The 14,844-nt window shown below is 49.7% G+C and carries 14 protein-coding genes; 10 read left to right on the top strand and 4 right to left on the bottom strand.

Features of this window, described 5'->3' with window-relative positions; all coding sequences use genetic code 11:
- The first annotated feature begins 50 nt into the window (after positions 1-50).
- The 5 genes from ACYQ2L_RS15720 to ACYQ2L_RS15700 all read left to right on the top strand — a co-directional run bounded on the left by ACYQ2L_RS15720 (position 51) and on the right by ACYQ2L_RS15700 (position 5,570).
- The gene (locus ACYQ2L_RS15720; protein ID WP_460057721.1) at positions 51-836 is read left to right on the top strand and encodes a metal ABC transporter ATP-binding protein; all 786 of its coding nucleotides are present in this window, start codon (positions 51-53) and stop codon (positions 834-836) included.
- Entirely contained in the window at positions 829-1,713 is an 885-nt protein-coding gene (locus tag ACYQ2L_RS15715) for a metal ABC transporter permease (protein ID WP_460057718.1), read from the top strand. Before ACYQ2L_RS15720 ends, ACYQ2L_RS15715 begins: the two co-directional genes overlap by 8 nt.
- Positions 1,710-2,957, top strand: a complete 1,248-nt coding sequence (locus ACYQ2L_RS15710; RefSeq protein ID WP_460057715.1) for a hypothetical protein — start codon at positions 1,710-1,712, stop codon at positions 2,955-2,957. The genes ACYQ2L_RS15715 and ACYQ2L_RS15710 overlap by 4 nt, the downstream gene beginning before the upstream one ends.
- Complete coding sequence (locus ACYQ2L_RS15705) at positions 2,957-3,856, top strand: metal ABC transporter solute-binding protein, Zn/Mn family (protein WP_460057712.1); 900 nt, start codon at positions 2,957-2,959, stop codon at positions 3,854-3,856. Before ACYQ2L_RS15710 ends, ACYQ2L_RS15705 begins: the two co-directional genes overlap by 1 nt.
- A gap of 76 nt (positions 3,857-3,932) precedes the next feature.
- Positions 3,933-5,570, top strand: coding sequence for an alpha-amylase family glycosyl hydrolase (locus tag ACYQ2L_RS15700; RefSeq protein WP_460057709.1), 1,638 nt, complete (start codon positions 3,933-3,935; stop codon positions 5,568-5,570).
- A gap of 83 nt (positions 5,571-5,653) precedes the next feature.
- Here ACYQ2L_RS15700 and ACYQ2L_RS15695 read toward each other — a convergent pair whose 3' ends face one another.
- Genes ACYQ2L_RS15695 through ACYQ2L_RS15685 form a run of 3 tightly spaced genes read right to left on the bottom strand, consistent with a single transcriptional unit; the run spans position 5,654 to position 9,420 of the window.
- Entirely contained in the window at positions 5,654-6,055 is a 402-nt protein-coding gene (locus ACYQ2L_RS15695) for a starch-binding protein (protein WP_460057706.1), read from the bottom strand.
- Between the two features lie 11 nt (positions 6,056-6,066).
- Positions 6,067-8,157 (bottom strand): early set domain-containing protein, encoded by a 2,091-nt coding sequence (locus ACYQ2L_RS15690; RefSeq protein ID WP_460057703.1) that lies wholly within the window; start codon positions 8,155-8,157, stop codon positions 6,067-6,069.
- Positions 8,158-8,172: 15 nt separating this feature from the next.
- Complete coding sequence (locus tag ACYQ2L_RS15685) at positions 8,173-9,420, bottom strand: fibronectin type III domain-containing protein (RefSeq protein ID WP_460057700.1); 1,248 nt, start codon at positions 9,418-9,420, stop codon at positions 8,173-8,175.
- A 227-nt stretch (positions 9,421-9,647) separates the two neighbouring features.
- On the opposite strand from ACYQ2L_RS15685, the gene ACYQ2L_RS15680 reads away from it, so the two are divergent.
- The 5 genes from ACYQ2L_RS15680 to ACYQ2L_RS15660 all read left to right on the top strand — a co-directional run bounded on the left by ACYQ2L_RS15680 (position 9,648) and on the right by ACYQ2L_RS15660 (position 13,909).
- Positions 9,648-10,052 carry a glycogen-binding domain-containing protein gene (locus tag ACYQ2L_RS15680; protein WP_460057697.1) on the top strand — a complete coding sequence of 135 codons (405 nt, stop codon included), beginning with the start codon at positions 9,648-9,650 and terminating at the stop codon, positions 10,050-10,052.
- 62 nt (positions 10,053-10,114) lie between these two features.
- Positions 10,115-11,815: an alpha-amylase family glycosyl hydrolase gene (locus ACYQ2L_RS15675; RefSeq protein ID WP_460057694.1), complete on the top strand. Its 1,701-nt coding sequence runs from the start codon at positions 10,115-10,117 to the stop codon at positions 11,813-11,815.
- A 48-nt stretch (positions 11,816-11,863) separates the two neighbouring features.
- A complete protein-coding gene (locus ACYQ2L_RS15670) occupies positions 11,864-12,421 on the top strand; it encodes a YeeE/YedE family protein (RefSeq protein ID WP_460057691.1) in 558 nt (185 codons plus the stop codon).
- A gap of 7 nt (positions 12,422-12,428) precedes the next feature.
- Positions 12,429-12,878 (top strand): YeeE/YedE thiosulfate transporter family protein, encoded by a 450-nt coding sequence (locus tag ACYQ2L_RS15665; RefSeq protein WP_460057688.1) that lies wholly within the window; start codon positions 12,429-12,431, stop codon positions 12,876-12,878.
- 23 nt (positions 12,879-12,901) lie between these two features.
- Positions 12,902-13,909 (top strand): M48 family metallopeptidase, encoded by a 1,008-nt coding sequence (locus tag ACYQ2L_RS15660; protein WP_460057686.1) that lies wholly within the window; start codon positions 12,902-12,904, stop codon positions 13,907-13,909.
- Positions 13,910-13,933: 24 nt separating this feature from the next.
- Here the strand turns inward: ACYQ2L_RS15660 and ACYQ2L_RS15655 are convergent, their stop codons facing one another.
- Entirely contained in the window at positions 13,934-14,836 is a 903-nt protein-coding gene (locus tag ACYQ2L_RS15655) for an ATP-binding protein (RefSeq protein WP_460057684.1), read from the bottom strand.
- Positions 14,837-14,844 lie beyond the last annotated feature (8 nt).

Here is a 14,844-nt window from a genome sequence, read left to right as displayed (position 1 = left end):
CCTTCATGAAACACTTGACGATGGTAATACTAAGTAATACCCTTATTTATATGAGTTCAACCATCAATCCCACCAGCTCTACCGCAGAGAGCATAGAGATTACTGACCTGACTCTGCGCTATCCAGGCGTGCCGGTTTTTGAAGACAGCTCGCTGTGCATACCAGCCAGGGGACTGGTTCAGATTGTCGGCCCTAACGGTGGAGGCAAGACCAGTCTCGCCAGATTACTTATGGGTCTGATCAAAGCCCAGAAGGGCAACATCAGAATTCTCGGTAGAAATCCCAATGAAATGAAAAGCCGGATCGGCTACGTACCTCAGCACAGCATGTATGACCCGCAATTTCCTTCACTGGTATTTGAAACCGTACTCACCGGCAGACTGAAAAAGCATTTCGGCCCCTATAACGCTGCCGATAAAAAAGCGGTATGGGAAACACTTGAACTCCTGGACATACGCAATATAGCAAAGCAGAGTTTTGCGGATTTGTCCGGAGGTCAGAGACAGCGTGTTCTGCTTGCACGGGCACTTGTCAGTCTGCCTGAACTGCTGATTCTCGATGAGCCGACTGCCAACATTGACCGGGTCAGCGCAGCCCGACTGGAGGAACTGATCCGCCAGCTTAAAAGCAGGTTCGGAATTCTACTTATTACCCATGATTTTGATTTTCTGGCAGATTCAGTTGATCATGTTCTCTGCATTAACCGCAGCATGCATCTGCACAATCGACGGGATCTAACTCACGACGATATGCAGCGCCTGTTTTCCGGACACTTTCATGACATGGGCATGCATGCCGGCTGTCATGATCACAGCACAGGAGAACACAATGACTGAGTTCATCCAGGTCCTGTTCAGCAGCTCTGTCCCGTTCATCCGCTACGCAGTAATAGCCGGACTGGTTTCTGCTCCAGCATTCGGTATAGTGGGATCATATGTTGTAGTAAACAGAATAAGTTATCTTGCCGGAGCAATTGCACACTCAGTGCTGGCAGGTATAGGCATAAGTCTTTTTCTGACCTATTCATTCGGCCCCAGCTGGTTCACCCCCTTCTGGGGAGCTTTTACAGCCGCCATGATTTCCGCACTTATCGTGTCCGCTGCAAGTAAAAGCGGTAAACAGCGCTCTGATTCGGTAATCAGTATAGTCTGGGCAGTCGGAACTGCTATCGGGGTTATCTTCATTGCCCGTACTCCGACCTTCGTTGATCCCATGGCATATCTCTTCGGTAATATTCTGCTGCTCGCCCCGAGCGATCTCTGGGGAATAATCATTCTTGATGCAGTAGTTCTTACTGCTGCCCTGATTCTGTATCCCCAGCTCTTTGCAATCAGCTTTGACCGGGAGTTTGCAGAAACCAGAGGAATTCCGGTGCAGAAACACCTGACTATACTGCTGCTCCTGACCGGCGCTACAGTTGTCCTTATGGTCAGCACAGTAGGCATTGTTCTGGTAATTACCCTGCTGACCCTGCCCGCTGCCACGGCCGGTTTCTTTGCTCGATCTCTCAAGCAGTTAATGATTTCAGCCTCTGTTCTATCGGCTGTTTTCTCTGTTTCAGGCATCGCAGTCAGCTACTACTTCGATCTCCCGAGCGGAGCAGGCATCGTATTGTTTACGGTGCTGGGTTACGCACTATCCTTCAGTATTTCCAGAATCAAAAACTCCGGATTTCTCCGGAAAAACAACATCAAAGAGGAGGAGTTTGTATGAAACATACAAGCATATATCGTCTGTCAGCAATCTTGATTATTTTGACAGTACTCATATTATCAGGATGTGCCAGCGGGCACTCTCACGATCATGACCACGATCATGACCACGGACATTCACATGACCACCATGACGGCGAGACCGATGGCAGGCTGCTGATAGGATTAAATAGCGGAAGTCTCCTGATTGCCGATGCACATGACGGTGACATTCTCAAGGAATTTCATGCCGCACTTCCAGCAGGCAGAATCGCTGTATACAGCAATGCCAGCGGTGAGTTCGGCTATGCTATAAATCGCGATGAATCAGTTACTGTAGTAATCGACAGCGGACAGAAGCTCGTAGAGCATGACGGCCATGAAGATCTTGTCTTTGACCACATCGAAATACTCGGACTGATTGAAGGAACGTTGCGCCCAACCCACTTCACCACAACCTTCGGAAAAAGCGGAATATACAATGACGGCTCCGGGGATATCACCATTATAGATGAACAACTGCTGCGACGTGATTTCCAGACCGCACTGAGCCTGGTGCCCTCACGGGAAGACCATGGGGCTCCGGTCCTGCTGCACGACAAACTGCTTGTCGGATATGTAAATGAAACCAGCATTGATCTGCTCGACTATGAAGGGAATGTCCTGCAACAGTTCCCTGGAATCGGCCGGGCACACGGTCAGGCCAGAGTTGGCCGCTTCACCGCCTTCGGAGCTGTTGAAGGGGTTATGATTATTACCCAGCAAGGTTCCGATTTCAGTGCCCATATGGTAGGAAATCCAGAAGGAACCGCTGAGGGAGTCAGAACCGGAAGAGTACTTTCCCACCCAGCGCTCCCCCATTTCATCGGAAACCTCGGCCCGAATCTTGTAGTGGTTGACCCCGCAGAACTGAGCAGCAGAGCCGTTGAACTACCAGCAGCCCAATGGCAGATGAACATTGACCGCAGCGGCCACTACCTCGCGGTTCTCGGGCAGGATGGAGCCCTCTACACACTTGATGCAGAAAGCCTGGAGCTGATCGGATCTGTTCAGGTTACCGAAGCCCGTGACCCTGATGCAGCCGCCGGAACCCCACTTCCTTCTCTTACACTTGGTAGGGGTACCGCATTTGTAAGTCGACCTTCTGACAACAGCATAATCGAGATTGACCTGAAACATAGCAGAATAGAACGCAGCGTTCAGCTTGATTCGACTGCTGCTATTACCGGGATTACACTTATGACAACCGACGGGATTGTTCACTAATGAAGTATCGAAGCACAGTTTCCGGATTAGTTCTGTCCACCGTGCTTCTGTTCGTTCCTGCACTGATATTCAGTGCAGGAACAGCGGAGCCGCAGCGCGGAGAGATTATCCAGGCACATGCCAGCATTGCCCCACAGGCCGATATAATCCAGCGCATTGGCGGAGACTATATTGAGGTAGAGCTGCTCATTAAACCCGGGCAGGACGCCCACACCTGGGATCCAAGTCCTCGCGAAATTGAACGCTTGGGGCGCTCCGAAGTTCTCTTTGTAACCGGTCTTGAATTTGAGTTCCCGATCACGCGAACCCTGGAACGCTCGGGTTCATCGGTACGAATTGTCAGCCTGACAGAAAACATACAGCTGCGTCAGATCGAACGCCACTACAGCGACCCCTCGGTTCCACACAGTCATGATAATGAAGAAGGCGATCCGCATATCTGGCTAGGCATAGATGAGGTCAGAATACAGACCGACACTATTGTACGCGAACTGAGCAGACTTCGGCCCGAACATGAGAATTATTTCAGACAGAACCAGGCAGATTTTCTATTACTCGTGGACAGCCTCGAGGAAGAGTTAACTGAGCTACTTGCAGACATGAGGGGACGAAGCGTGCTGGTATATCATCCTGCCTTCGGTTATTTCATGGACCATTTCGGCATTACCCAGATCGGCATCGAAGCCGGAGGTCGTGAGCCCTCACCAAGACAGCTGCAGATGACGATAGAAATTGCCCTGGCAGCAGGGGTCGAGCTGATTCTTACGCAGCCCGAATACAACGATACTGCGAGCCGGGCGATAGCCAGAGCTATTGGAGCCAGAAAAGCCGAAGTCACCGATCTCGGCAGCGACTGGGAACAATTAATGCGGGATATCGGAACCGCACTGATTCAGTAGCAGCCATTCTAGAATCCTTGATGAATTGCGGTGCCCGGGGTATAGTAAACCGGTACACCTACTCAAGGAGGCCTTCATGTTTCAGCTATTCCCTGTAAAAATCCTGCGCCCGGCTATCGCGGCATTACTGCTGACGGCTGCCGGTGCAGGAATTCTTTCCTGCGCAAGCAAATCATCTGCTCCAGATAGATTCAGAGATCTCAAAGAAATATCACCGGACTCACATCTCAGTATGGGTGCAGAGCAAGCCGACTGGTACAAGGATGCTGTTTTCTACCATATCTGGATCAATGCATTCCACGATACCAGCGGAGACGGTATCGGTGATATCCGAGGAATTATCGAGCGTCTCGATTATCTTCAGCACCTGGGCATTACCGGCATCTGGCTTTCACCCTTTTTTGAATCTGCGAGCACAGCAATCAACCTGCACATGTACGACACGACTGATCACTACCGGGTTGACCCACGTTTCGGAACAAACGAAGATATTTACGAATTGATTTCCGAAGCCCATGACAGAGGAATCCGTCTGATTTTTGACTGGGTTCCAAATCACATCTCCAACCAGCACCCCTGGTTCCGGGATTCTGCCGCTGGATTGAACGGACGGGACGACTGGTTTGTCTGGAGCGATGAGCCTGGCAATCAGCGGGGGCCATGGGGACAGCAGGTCTGGCACCGCCATGCAAACGGTCGCTATTACTACGGGGTTTTCTGGGACGGCATGCCGGATATCAACTTCCGCAACCAGGAAGCCAAGGATGCCATTACCAACACTGCAATCTACTGGCTGAACAAGGGTTTTGACGGCATGAGAATCGATGCTGTGAAATATCTATATGAATCCGAAGACATCCATGCCGGCAACTACAGTGATCAGGCTGAAAATTATGAATATTTCGAGGCAATTCGCGAACAGATACTCGATGCGTATGCTGATCACCGTGATGCTGATGGTAATCCGTATCATAAATTCATGGCTGCGGAAAACTGGACCGACAGCAGAAGCAGTCTGGAACGCTACATGACCGGACGCACCCAGCCTGCATTCCACATGACCCTCGATTTTCCCTTTGCCGCTGCGGTGAGGGACAGAAATATACGGGATCTTGTGCAGCACTGGGAATGGGTAACCCAACGCTTGTCTCCAGAAGGCTGGATGGGGACCTTTCTTTCAAATCATGACGATGTTGCTCACCGCCCTATGAGCATGCATGGAGAAAATCTGGTGAGAAGTGCGGTAGCGGCTAATCTTCTTGGTCCGGGCACTCCGTTTTTATACTACGGGAACGAAATCGGTATGCTGGATGCACGTGAGTTTGCTACTGAAAGCCATGCCGATCGCCGCCACCGCCAGCCTTTTCAGTGGGATCGTGCCGAGGAACAGCTGCAGGATCCCGGATCACTCCTTTCCTTCCACAGGGATTTGATCGAACTCCGGCAGAGCTTTCCCGCCCTGCGCCGTGGTGATGTTCAGGTCATTTCTACGGAAAATCGACAGCTTGCTTTTACCAGGAATATAGAGGGTGAGAGCCTTCTGGTTCTTCTCAGCATGAACCGCGGCAGCAGCAATTTTTCTGTCGCGATTGATTCAGATGAGCAGGAACCAGAGCTCTTGTTCAGCTGGGGCATGACTGATAGCAGTGTATCCGGGCAGAATCTGCAGGGTGAACTTTCATCTGGAGCAGTTGCAGTCTGGAAGTTGCCCTAAGCTCACAAGTCAATATAAAAAAAAGGGCTGCCTCCATGCGGGGCAGCCCTTTGTCAATCTTAAGATGATTTACTTAAGATGAATTACATCTTTACCAGTTGTCGATCCCTGGTCAGATAATAAACACCCTGTTCATCTACTTCGAGATCTCCAGTCTGATCACCTTCTCCGTCGTTATTAAAAATGACTTTCAGCGAGGTGGCGTCTTCCAGTTCAAATTCCCAGAAGCGGCTATCTACTTCAGCCTCTTCCATGGCAATTCCGGGCCAGCCTGCTTCACTGTTACTTGCAGCCTCAGAACCTTCAGCATCCCACCACCAGACATGAGAAAGCTCACTTGACTGGGGAACGAATATCTTCACTCCGGCGAAATCCGTATCTTCGATCTCCGGGATAATATCGGCTTGATTATGCAGCCCCATATCACATCCTGAAAAGCTGATTACAGCTGCAACCAGCACCATAAAAATCAATAGTTTCTTCATAATCAACCCCTTTAGAAATTCCAGCCGATACCAAGGCGCAGCATGGAAGTGCCATTACCACCAGTATGTTCAATGAAGTCATCTGCAAACGAGATTGTAGACCGCTCAGTGTCTCCAACACCGCTGTACGGATTGAAGTCATAGCTGTACTGCAGAAATGCTATACCATCTCTCCAACCTTCAGGCAGCACAATAGATGCACCAAGAGCTCCACCAAGGGCAGCACCTGCGGGGACGTCTCCATGCTCAGCCAAGCGGTATATCAAAGCAGTATTCGCATGAATATTTTCAAGCAAGTCAGCCCGCGCAGCCAAAGTGACATTCTCTTTATGCCAACCAGCATCGAGTTTCAGTTCCGGCATAAATGCAGCGAGTCCAGTCAGCGAAGTACCCAGGTATACAGATCCTTCATCGGGAGCATCTGCTGCATAACGGTAGCCGAGTCGCAGAGATGAAACATTCGCTGTGAGATCACTCATGGCAACCCGGGCAAACGCAGTATCTTCACCTTCATGTGCATAGGTGTAACCAGCAGCAGCTTCGGACAGCACTGCTATGTCTTTGACGGTAACTGAACCACCGGCTTCATCAAATACGAAGTCTCCACCATCCATTGCCATTTTACCGAAGCTGTTTACTGTAGTATCAATACCAATCAGCCCCGCGAGATACAGCTCAAGCCATGGATTGAAGGAGTTGAGTGTTTTTCCCTCAAGATCGTTGGAAACCTTGAAATCGTAATTAAGTCCCAGTTTCAGCAGATCTACAGGCTGCACTGCAGGACTCAGTGAGAGCAGGATATTTCCCATGTCATCCGGAGCATTGGCGTGAATCATGTCAAAATCAGATCCAAGATAGCGGGCATCAAGCCCCACGGTTAGACCTATGGCATCATGGGAGAAATTCATTCTGGTACCGACAGCCAAAGCCTGTGCCGCATCGAAATCAACGGCAACATCGTAGCTCATGAGAGCCTGCAGACGTGCGCTGAACATGCCATCGAGAAGTGATGCCCGCAGGCCAAGACCACCGCTATGAATACCATCAAATCCGTAATAGCGCAGTCCGTCTTCACGGTTGGCAATGGTATTGTAGACCAGGTAGGCACCATAATCGCCCATATCCAGATCAGCCCATGAATACACACCATGCCCGCCGGAGCGCTTGGTCAGCCCGACCATGACATCAAAATCAAGAAGATCGCCGATTGACTGAAGTTCTGATGCATTGCTGATTTCAAGAAACCCATCATTGGCGCTTCGTTCGTTGTCGAATGTCTTGAAGAAAAATTCCTGGCTGCTGCGGTCGCTTTTCGCATTTGCGTATCCAGTGGACAGTCTGACAAAAGGAGTCTCAAGCCCAGCCTTGAAGTGAGCGAGTTCCGGATTGTTTCCGCCGTTCATCGCGTTGAATGGAGCAAAGAGTGCAGAACCAAGATTTTCCATTCCGTCGGCAAATGAAACCTCCGGTGTGACATCCTCATCGATTGAAGCATCAGCAGCCTGTTTATACAGAGTAATTCCCCCATCATAAACCTTGATTTCTACAAAGGTATCCACTCCGGGCAGGATATCTGCGGTGAGCTTCCAGTAGGATTTCCCTTTAAGTTCAGAGCCAGTAGGTTCATAGCCGAACAGACCTTCCCCTCCCAGATCGCGGGTAAGGAATTCTGTTTCCGAGTACAGCTGAGTAACCGTACCGAATGTCACCCTGGTACGGAAGGCATCGCTGCCGCCGGCACCGAGCTCAGCTACGTTCACAACACCATTGCGTCCGCCGAATCCGTCTTCGGTCGTAGCAGGGGCAAGACCACCCATATCCTGTAGATACTCGCCATCCACAATGTATTTGAATGTTATGCTCGTTGCCGGAGTAACATCCATGCTGTAAGTCCATACTCCGTCAATGTTTTCCATTGGACGGCCCTGGCCATCCCAACTATTGAAACCACCATCGATTGATACCGATGAGGCATCCTGATTCACGTACTCGAATACGAGCACCAGATCTTCGGGTAAATCAAGCCGTACACCTGACTCCCCTGCTGCCGGCAGAACTGCAACAAGCAGCACCGCCAGCACGATACATATATTTTTTCGCATGTATATTCTCCTTGATTACTGCTTTTCGAATGAATAGCTGACTTCAGCTTTATCCGTGGACTCAAATACCCAGGTTCCTGCAGAAGAAATCGGCAATGGTGAAAATTCATTTCCTGTACCGTCATCCGGTCGGAAGTTGCCTACTGCAGTTGCATCTGCTATGGTATATTCAAACCAGCCGTCCACAGCGGTGAGATCAGGACGGCCCCCCCAGTCACCAATATCATCAGCACCCTCTGCATCCCAGTACCAGACTCGATTATATGACTTGCCATCAATTTCTTCGGGCCAGCGTACTGTCACGCCACTGTCAGCAGATGCGGTCCGTATAAGATTGGATTCAAACAGATATGTTCCTCCGCCGGACAGGACCAAATCCGGTGTCTGTGTTCCACTATTAGTGTGAATAAGAACCGAGGCTCCGATCGCCCCATCCAGGGTCACGGTGTTGACGCCGAAGTAATTGGTGGATTGAACCCCTGGCCAGGTCGTATCGTCTATTCCATCCTCACCTTCGGGCACTTCAACATTAAACATGTGCAGATAGCGGCCAGCAAACTGATCGTCAGTCCATACAAAGGTCATACCTATAACGGCATCATCCAGTCCCTCAACATCATCGCTTGCTTCAGCAGATTTCGTGCTCTGGGTCCCGTCGATAGCTATGCGGGCGGTGATTGTATATTCCCCGGATTCAAGATCATCACTGAAAACAGCACGTTCCGTTCCCTTCTCAACGGACATTTCCTGATCATCTTTTCCTTCACTGCTAAGCAGCAATTCCACTGTATCCCAGGCACCTTTCGGATCAGTCCAGGTTGCGGTAATCGAGCCAACTCCTCCACTGACGGAGAAATCCAGAACAGCTACATCATCCAATCCCAGCGGAGTAGCGACATCTGATGTTCCTGCTTCTGCTACCCGGCCATTATTGGCGATTATGCGAACCTCGAAACTGTATTCGGTACCTGACACCAGATCAGAGGCAGTGAAGCTTATTTTTTCACCATCATCCTTACGGCCAAGCATGTGTAGCTCCGTGTCACCACCCTCTGGGGTTATCCTTAGCTGGTACTCACGAAAATTACCTGACAGTTCAAGCCAGGACACATCTATCTGCCCAAGCCCAGCTTCCAGCTCCAATCCGGAAACAGAGCGGCCAGCAGCGGTCCCGCCATCGGAATCAGCAAGGGGATTAGCACAGCCGGCAATAAGAGCCAGTGCGCCAAGTATAACTATCCCCGCGATCAACATTTTTTTCATGTTGACACCTCCTTTAGAATTAACATGACGATAATCCGTTAAAACGGTTAAGTCACGTTCTTATATAAAAACATGGTACAACCGGTTTATCAAGTAAAAAAAACGGTTTAACTTAAATCTTTGGTGCGGCTTATGTACTATTGGTTTATTAAAACTAAAATTCGCCTAAAACAAAGCTTGTTCAATCGGGAATTCGGATATATAGTAAACCGGTAAAGGAGAATCCAATGAAAAAAATACTTCTATTTGCTGTTATCAGCATTGCCCTTCTTGGCTTTGCTGTATCATGTGCCACTCCAGCCGCAGACACAGGCGGATCGCGCGATCTTAGCCTGGGCACTGTCTACGAAGCCGGTATTATTACATTCAGATACTACGGAGAAGCAGACAAGGTTATTCTTGCCGGGAGCTTTTCTGACTGGGCACCTGAAGATGAAAACTGGGCACTTGACTGGAATGGCGAGTTTTTCGAACTTGCTGTTGAGCTTCCTGCTGGTGAATACTATTACAAATATGTTGTAGACGGTGTATGGCAGGCACCAAAAGCCAACCTGGAAAAAATGGATCCAATTCCTACTGATTTTGCCGGCGACGGATTCGGCGGCAACAACGCAATGATTGAAGTGGAGTAATACCTCCTATTTCTGCAGGCAGGATGTCTCCTGCCTGCTTTTTTTTTCACAAGGAACCTATCATGACACAAAAAAAAACCAGACTTTTCTGCGCTGCTGTACTTGCAGCAGCGATCCTTTCTGCCTGTGCAAGCACTGAGTCACAGGAGCAACCAGCACCACGCCGCGTAGTGGTAGTTTCTGCAGATACAGAAGCACATGGTCCGCTCCCTGCCCCTTCAGACCTATCCCCCAGTCCCGGGACATTCAGGGATCTCAGTGAAATCAAACCTGATAAGCTCATTGGTTTAGGCGCAGAAGATCAGGATTGGTACAAGGACAGCGTCTTCTACCATATCTGGATTAATGCATTCAACGATTCCACTGGTGACGGCATTGGTGATATTCCCGGAATCACAGCGAAGCTTGATTATCTAGCCGACCTCGGCGTAACAGGAATCTGGCTATCACCTTTTTTCACTTCTTCCAGTGAAGAGATCAACCTTCATATGTACGATACTGTTGATCACTATACTGTCGATCCACGTTTCGGCAGCAATGATGACCTTAAGGAACTCCTTACCGAAGCCCATGCCAGAGATATACGCGTAATTTTTGATTGGGTTCCCAATCATGTCTCGGATCAACATCCATGGTTCATCGATTCAGCAGCGGGTGAAAATGACCGTGATGACTGGTTCGTCTGGCGGGACCGCCCCGGTAGTCAGGAAGGCCCCTGGGGACAGGGTGTATGGCACCGCCATTCTAACGGCAGATTTTTCTATGCCGTTTTCTGGAGGGGCATGCCCGACATCAATTTCCGTTCACAGGCAGCCAAGGACGCAATTACGGATGTTGCTGTCTACTGGCTGAACAAAGGCTTTGACGGAATACGTATCGATGCGGTGAAATATCTGTATGAGGATGAAAAGAGCGAGGCAGGAGGATACGACGATCAGAGCGAAACCTTTGAATATTTCCAGGCTTTCCGCAGCCAGATTCTTGACGTTTTCAGCCAGCATAGCGATAACGATGGAAATGCATTCCACAAGTTCATGGTAGCGGAGAACTGGACTCACGACAGAAATAATCTTGAGCGGTATATGTATGAAAACGGAAAACCCGGTTTCCACATGACACTCGACTTTCCATTCGCCGGGGCTGTCCGAGGCAGAACCCCATTCCAGCTGGAGAATCACTGGAAATGGGTAAGCGAAAGCCTGAGCTCTGAAGGATGGATGGGCACATTCCTGTCCAATCATGACAATGTCGTACCCCGACCTTTCAGTGTACATGGAGCAAACCTGGTACGAGCAGCTGTAGCCGTTCAGCTCCTGGGTCCTGGCACGCCATTCCTCTACTATGGAAATGAAATCGGCATGCCCGATTCAAGCCAGTTCGCCGGAGCACCTCATGAAGACCGTCGTCACCGACAGCCTTTTGACTGGACAGCTGCCGAAGCACAGCTTGGCCAGGAAACATCACTCCTGTCCTTCCATCGTGATCTGATTGAGCTCCGCAATGACAGGGCAAGCCTGCGACGAGGCGATGTCGCGGTTCTGTCTACCTCAGATCAGGGAATTGTGTTTGTAAGAAGCTACAATAATGAACGCAGCCTCATTGCCATCAACATGAATCAAAACAGCATTGAACTGGATGTGGAAATACCGGCAGCAAACGCAGACCTACTTTTCCATTACGGCGCCGACAGCCTGGAACTGCAAGGCCGCAGACTTCAAGGCAGCCTGGATTCTGCTGGAACCGCAGTCTGGCATTTAGACTGATTTCCATCGACTGATAAAATTACTATACTATAGCCAGGAGGATGCATTATGGATTTTTTAAGCCAATCCTGGCCATGGTATATTTCAGGCCCCTTACTGGGACTTATGGTTCCCTTACTTCTCTTCGCCGGCAACAAGCAGTTCGGCATTTCTTCCAGCCTGAGGCACATCTGCACCGCCGTACTGCCCCTGAAAAAAACAGCCTATTTCAACTACGACTGGAAGGAACACGCATGGAGCCTGTTTCTGACCGCAGGCATTATCTGCGGTGCTGTCATAGCACGTCTGTTCCTGAACGCCGACAGTACTCCCGAGCTGAGCATGCAATTTCAGCAACGGCTGCTATCCTGGGGTCTGCTCCCGGCCCGTGGACTGGCACCTGCAGAAATTTTCGGCGAGATATTTCAACTTCGCAGCCTGCTCATGCTCACTCTCGGCGGCTTCCTGATCGGCTTCGGAACCCGCTATGCCAATGGCTGCACATCCGGACATGCGATCATGGGACTGTCACTGTTGAATTTAGGCTCCCTCATTGCAGTAATCGGTTTTTTTATCGGTGGATTGATTATGAGTCATATACTGCTGCCGCTGATTCTCAGCCTGTAAGGAACACATGATGGAAAAGAAAACCAGAAAAAACAGTTTACCAATACAGTTCGCAATCTACTTTCCGATAGGACTCTATTTTGGCATAGTACTATCAAAGGCAGAGGTTATCAGCTGGTACCGGATACAGGAAATGTTTGCCTTTCAGTCCTTTCACATGTATGGGATAATCGGTTCAGCAGTCATAACCGGAGCATTATCGATACTGCTTGTAAAGAGTCTGAAACTGAAGGCTCCCGGAGGTGGTAATTTCAACCTTGAGGGGAAACCCTTCAATAAAATCGGGAACATCAGCGGCGGCATTATTTTCGGTATGGGCTGGGCCCTGACCGGTGCCTGTCCCGGGCCACTTTATGCACTTGTCGGACTAGGTTACTACAGTTATCTCATAGCTATTGCTTTTGCACTGCTCGGTGTCATCAGCTATGGAAAACTCAAACCCAATTTGCCGCATTGATAAATCAGTAGTAGAATGTAGACATGGAACAAACCCGCAAGATACTGAAAAATATCAGTCCGTCGGCCTGGGAACACCCGGCAGACAGGGCTGCGATGGCGGCCCTGCAACAAATACCAGTGCTGGACGATATTATTAAAACTCTGTTCGGAGGCACTACCGAACGTGCTCTACGCTATCTCTACCTCGCATCCGCCGTCCGCTGCAGTCCAGGTCAGTTTGAACGGCTACACCGACTCTGCAGCGAAGCCTGCAGCATTCTGGACTGCCCCGAGGAGCCTGAGGTCTATATCAGCCAGAATCCCAGTATGAATGCCATGGCTGTCGGCTTTCGAAAACCCTTTATCGTCATTCACTCCAGTCTTGAAAATAACATGAACGACGATGAGCTGCTTGGTATTCTTGCTCACGAAATCTCACATATTATGAGCGGACATGCCCTTTATAAGACCCTGCTGTACATACTTGTCAATCTTGGAATGAACATAGTACAACTTCCTGTCGGCAGAATCGGGCTACTGGGCGTGATCAGTGCACTACGTGAATGGGACAGAAAAAGCGAACTGAGTGCAGATCGCGCTGGCCTTTTGGTCACACAGAATCCCGAAACAGCCTATACAACGCTTATGAAACTTGCAGGCGGCAGCAAGACAGACCAGATGAACATAGCCGAGTTCATTCAGCAAGCTGAAGAATATGACCGCGGGGGCACTGTTATAGATGGTGTCTACAAACTCCTGAACCTCATGGGACAAAGCCACCCTTTCCCCGTGCTGCGCCTCTCGGAATTAAGAAACTGGATTGAAAAAGGATCCTATGACAGAATACTCAATGGCGACTATCCCTTACGGGATACACTGGAACAGGAGAACATTTTCAGGCATTTTCAGGAAGCCGCTGAGGCATACCAGGAAGAAATCCATCGATCAGAAGACCCGCTCGCGAAAATGGCGGATAACCTTCAGCAGCAATTCGAACGTGCCAAAAACGACACCGAGCAGTTTTTCCGGAACATTTTCGACAAGCGGTAGAGGCAAGGTAGAAGCAAGCGCTATTCAGGCGGGTATTGGTAGACGTATAGTAACGCTAGTGCCTCTACCCGGCTCACTGTCGATCCACATGCGCCCATTACAGCAGCGGGTCACAAAGTAAGCCTTGGTCAGACCGAAACCACCGCCCCGGGTAGGCTTTTCCCGAACGTTACTCCCGCGCTCGCCGAACAGAACGACCCTTTCAATCTCGTCACCCGGAATACCCTTGCCGTTGTCACTGACTTTCAGACAGAGTTCACTGCCGGTGCTGAGAAGCTCGGTTTCAATGCGGCCGCCTGGGGGTGAATATTTTCTGGCATTTGCTATCAGATCGCGGACTACATCCTGAAAGACTGCAGGCATCCTGATGTTCTCACCATCCGGACTACGGATAGCAAGCAGGATCAGATAGCTGCTGTCCCTGTAGTCTTCAATCCGCTCTACTATGTTATATGCCCCGTGACTGTTATATTCCACGGCACTGAAAAAATGGTGGAAGTTCTGGTGAAGTTCGGGAATATGATGCTCGACCCAGGCACAGGGAGATTTAGGACGTGCAGTCAGTTCTCTTCCTCTGACCCTCAGAATGCTTATTACGTTCTCGATGTTGAGCGCTGATTTTTCAAGCTCTTCTGCCATACTGGATCTTGCCGGAAGTTTCAATCGTGCTTTTGTAACAGCCTCTCTGATATCGAAAATAAATGAATCGAGTTTCTCAAGCCTGGTGTCAATCCTTTCCGAGTCACGGAGAGATTCAGCAAATCTGTAGATATCCTGAAGGATCTGCTGGACGGCATCCGAGCCGCCGACATTCCTGTCAATAAGACTGAGTTCGAGTACAAGAATATTAAGTATATTCAACACACTATGCATATCAATGAGCGATTTCTGCTCGAAGCTTACCTGAATATCCTGTGTTATTTCCATGCTTCCTC

The sequence above is a fragment of the Spirochaeta dissipatitropha genome, assembly GCF_054657935.1.
Note: the sequence above shows the minus strand (reverse complement) of the source record. Positions and strands in the feature narration are given on the sequence as shown.

Bases quoted from the DNA above. Each gene is read 5' to 3' on its own strand.
- ACYQ2L_RS15670 (WP_460057691.1), top strand. From the start codon at position 11,864: ATGGATTTTTTAAGCCAATCCTGGCCATGGTATATTTCAGGCCCCTTA.
- ACYQ2L_RS15685 (WP_460057700.1), bottom strand. From the start codon at position 9,420: ATGAAAAAAATGTTGATCGCGGGGATAGTTATACTTGGCGCACTGGCT.
- ACYQ2L_RS15660 (WP_460057686.1), top strand. From the start codon at position 12,902: ATGGAACAAACCCGCAAGATACTGAAAAATATCAGTCCGTCGGCCTGG.
- ACYQ2L_RS15715 (WP_460057718.1), top strand. From the start codon at position 829: ATGACTGAGTTCATCCAGGTCCTGTTCAGCAGCTCTGTCCCGTTCATC.
- ACYQ2L_RS15675 (WP_460057694.1), top strand. From the start codon at position 10,115: ATGACACAAAAAAAAACCAGACTTTTCTGCGCTGCTGTACTTGCAGCA.
- ACYQ2L_RS15705 (WP_460057712.1), top strand. From the start codon at position 2,957: ATGAAGTATCGAAGCACAGTTTCCGGATTAGTTCTGTCCACCGTGCTT.
- ACYQ2L_RS15655 (WP_460057684.1), bottom strand. From the start codon at position 14,836: ATGGAAATAACACAGGATATTCAGGTAAGCTTCGAGCAGAAATCGCTC.
- ACYQ2L_RS15710 (WP_460057715.1), top strand. From the start codon at position 1,710: ATGAAACATACAAGCATATATCGTCTGTCAGCAATCTTGATTATTTTG.
- ACYQ2L_RS15690 (WP_460057703.1), bottom strand. From the start codon at position 8,157: ATGCGAAAAAATATATGTATCGTGCTGGCGGTGCTGCTTGTTGCAGTT.
- ACYQ2L_RS15700 (WP_460057709.1), top strand. From the start codon at position 3,933: ATGTTTCAGCTATTCCCTGTAAAAATCCTGCGCCCGGCTATCGCGGCA.
- ACYQ2L_RS15720 (WP_460057721.1), top strand. From the start codon at position 51: ATGAGTTCAACCATCAATCCCACCAGCTCTACCGCAGAGAGCATAGAG.
- ACYQ2L_RS15665 (WP_460057688.1), top strand. From the start codon at position 12,429: ATGATGGAAAAGAAAACCAGAAAAAACAGTTTACCAATACAGTTCGCA.
- ACYQ2L_RS15695 (WP_460057706.1), bottom strand. From the start codon at position 6,055: ATGAAGAAACTATTGATTTTTATGGTGCTGGTTGCAGCTGTAATCAGC.
- ACYQ2L_RS15680 (WP_460057697.1), top strand. From the start codon at position 9,648: ATGAAAAAAATACTTCTATTTGCTGTTATCAGCATTGCCCTTCTTGGC.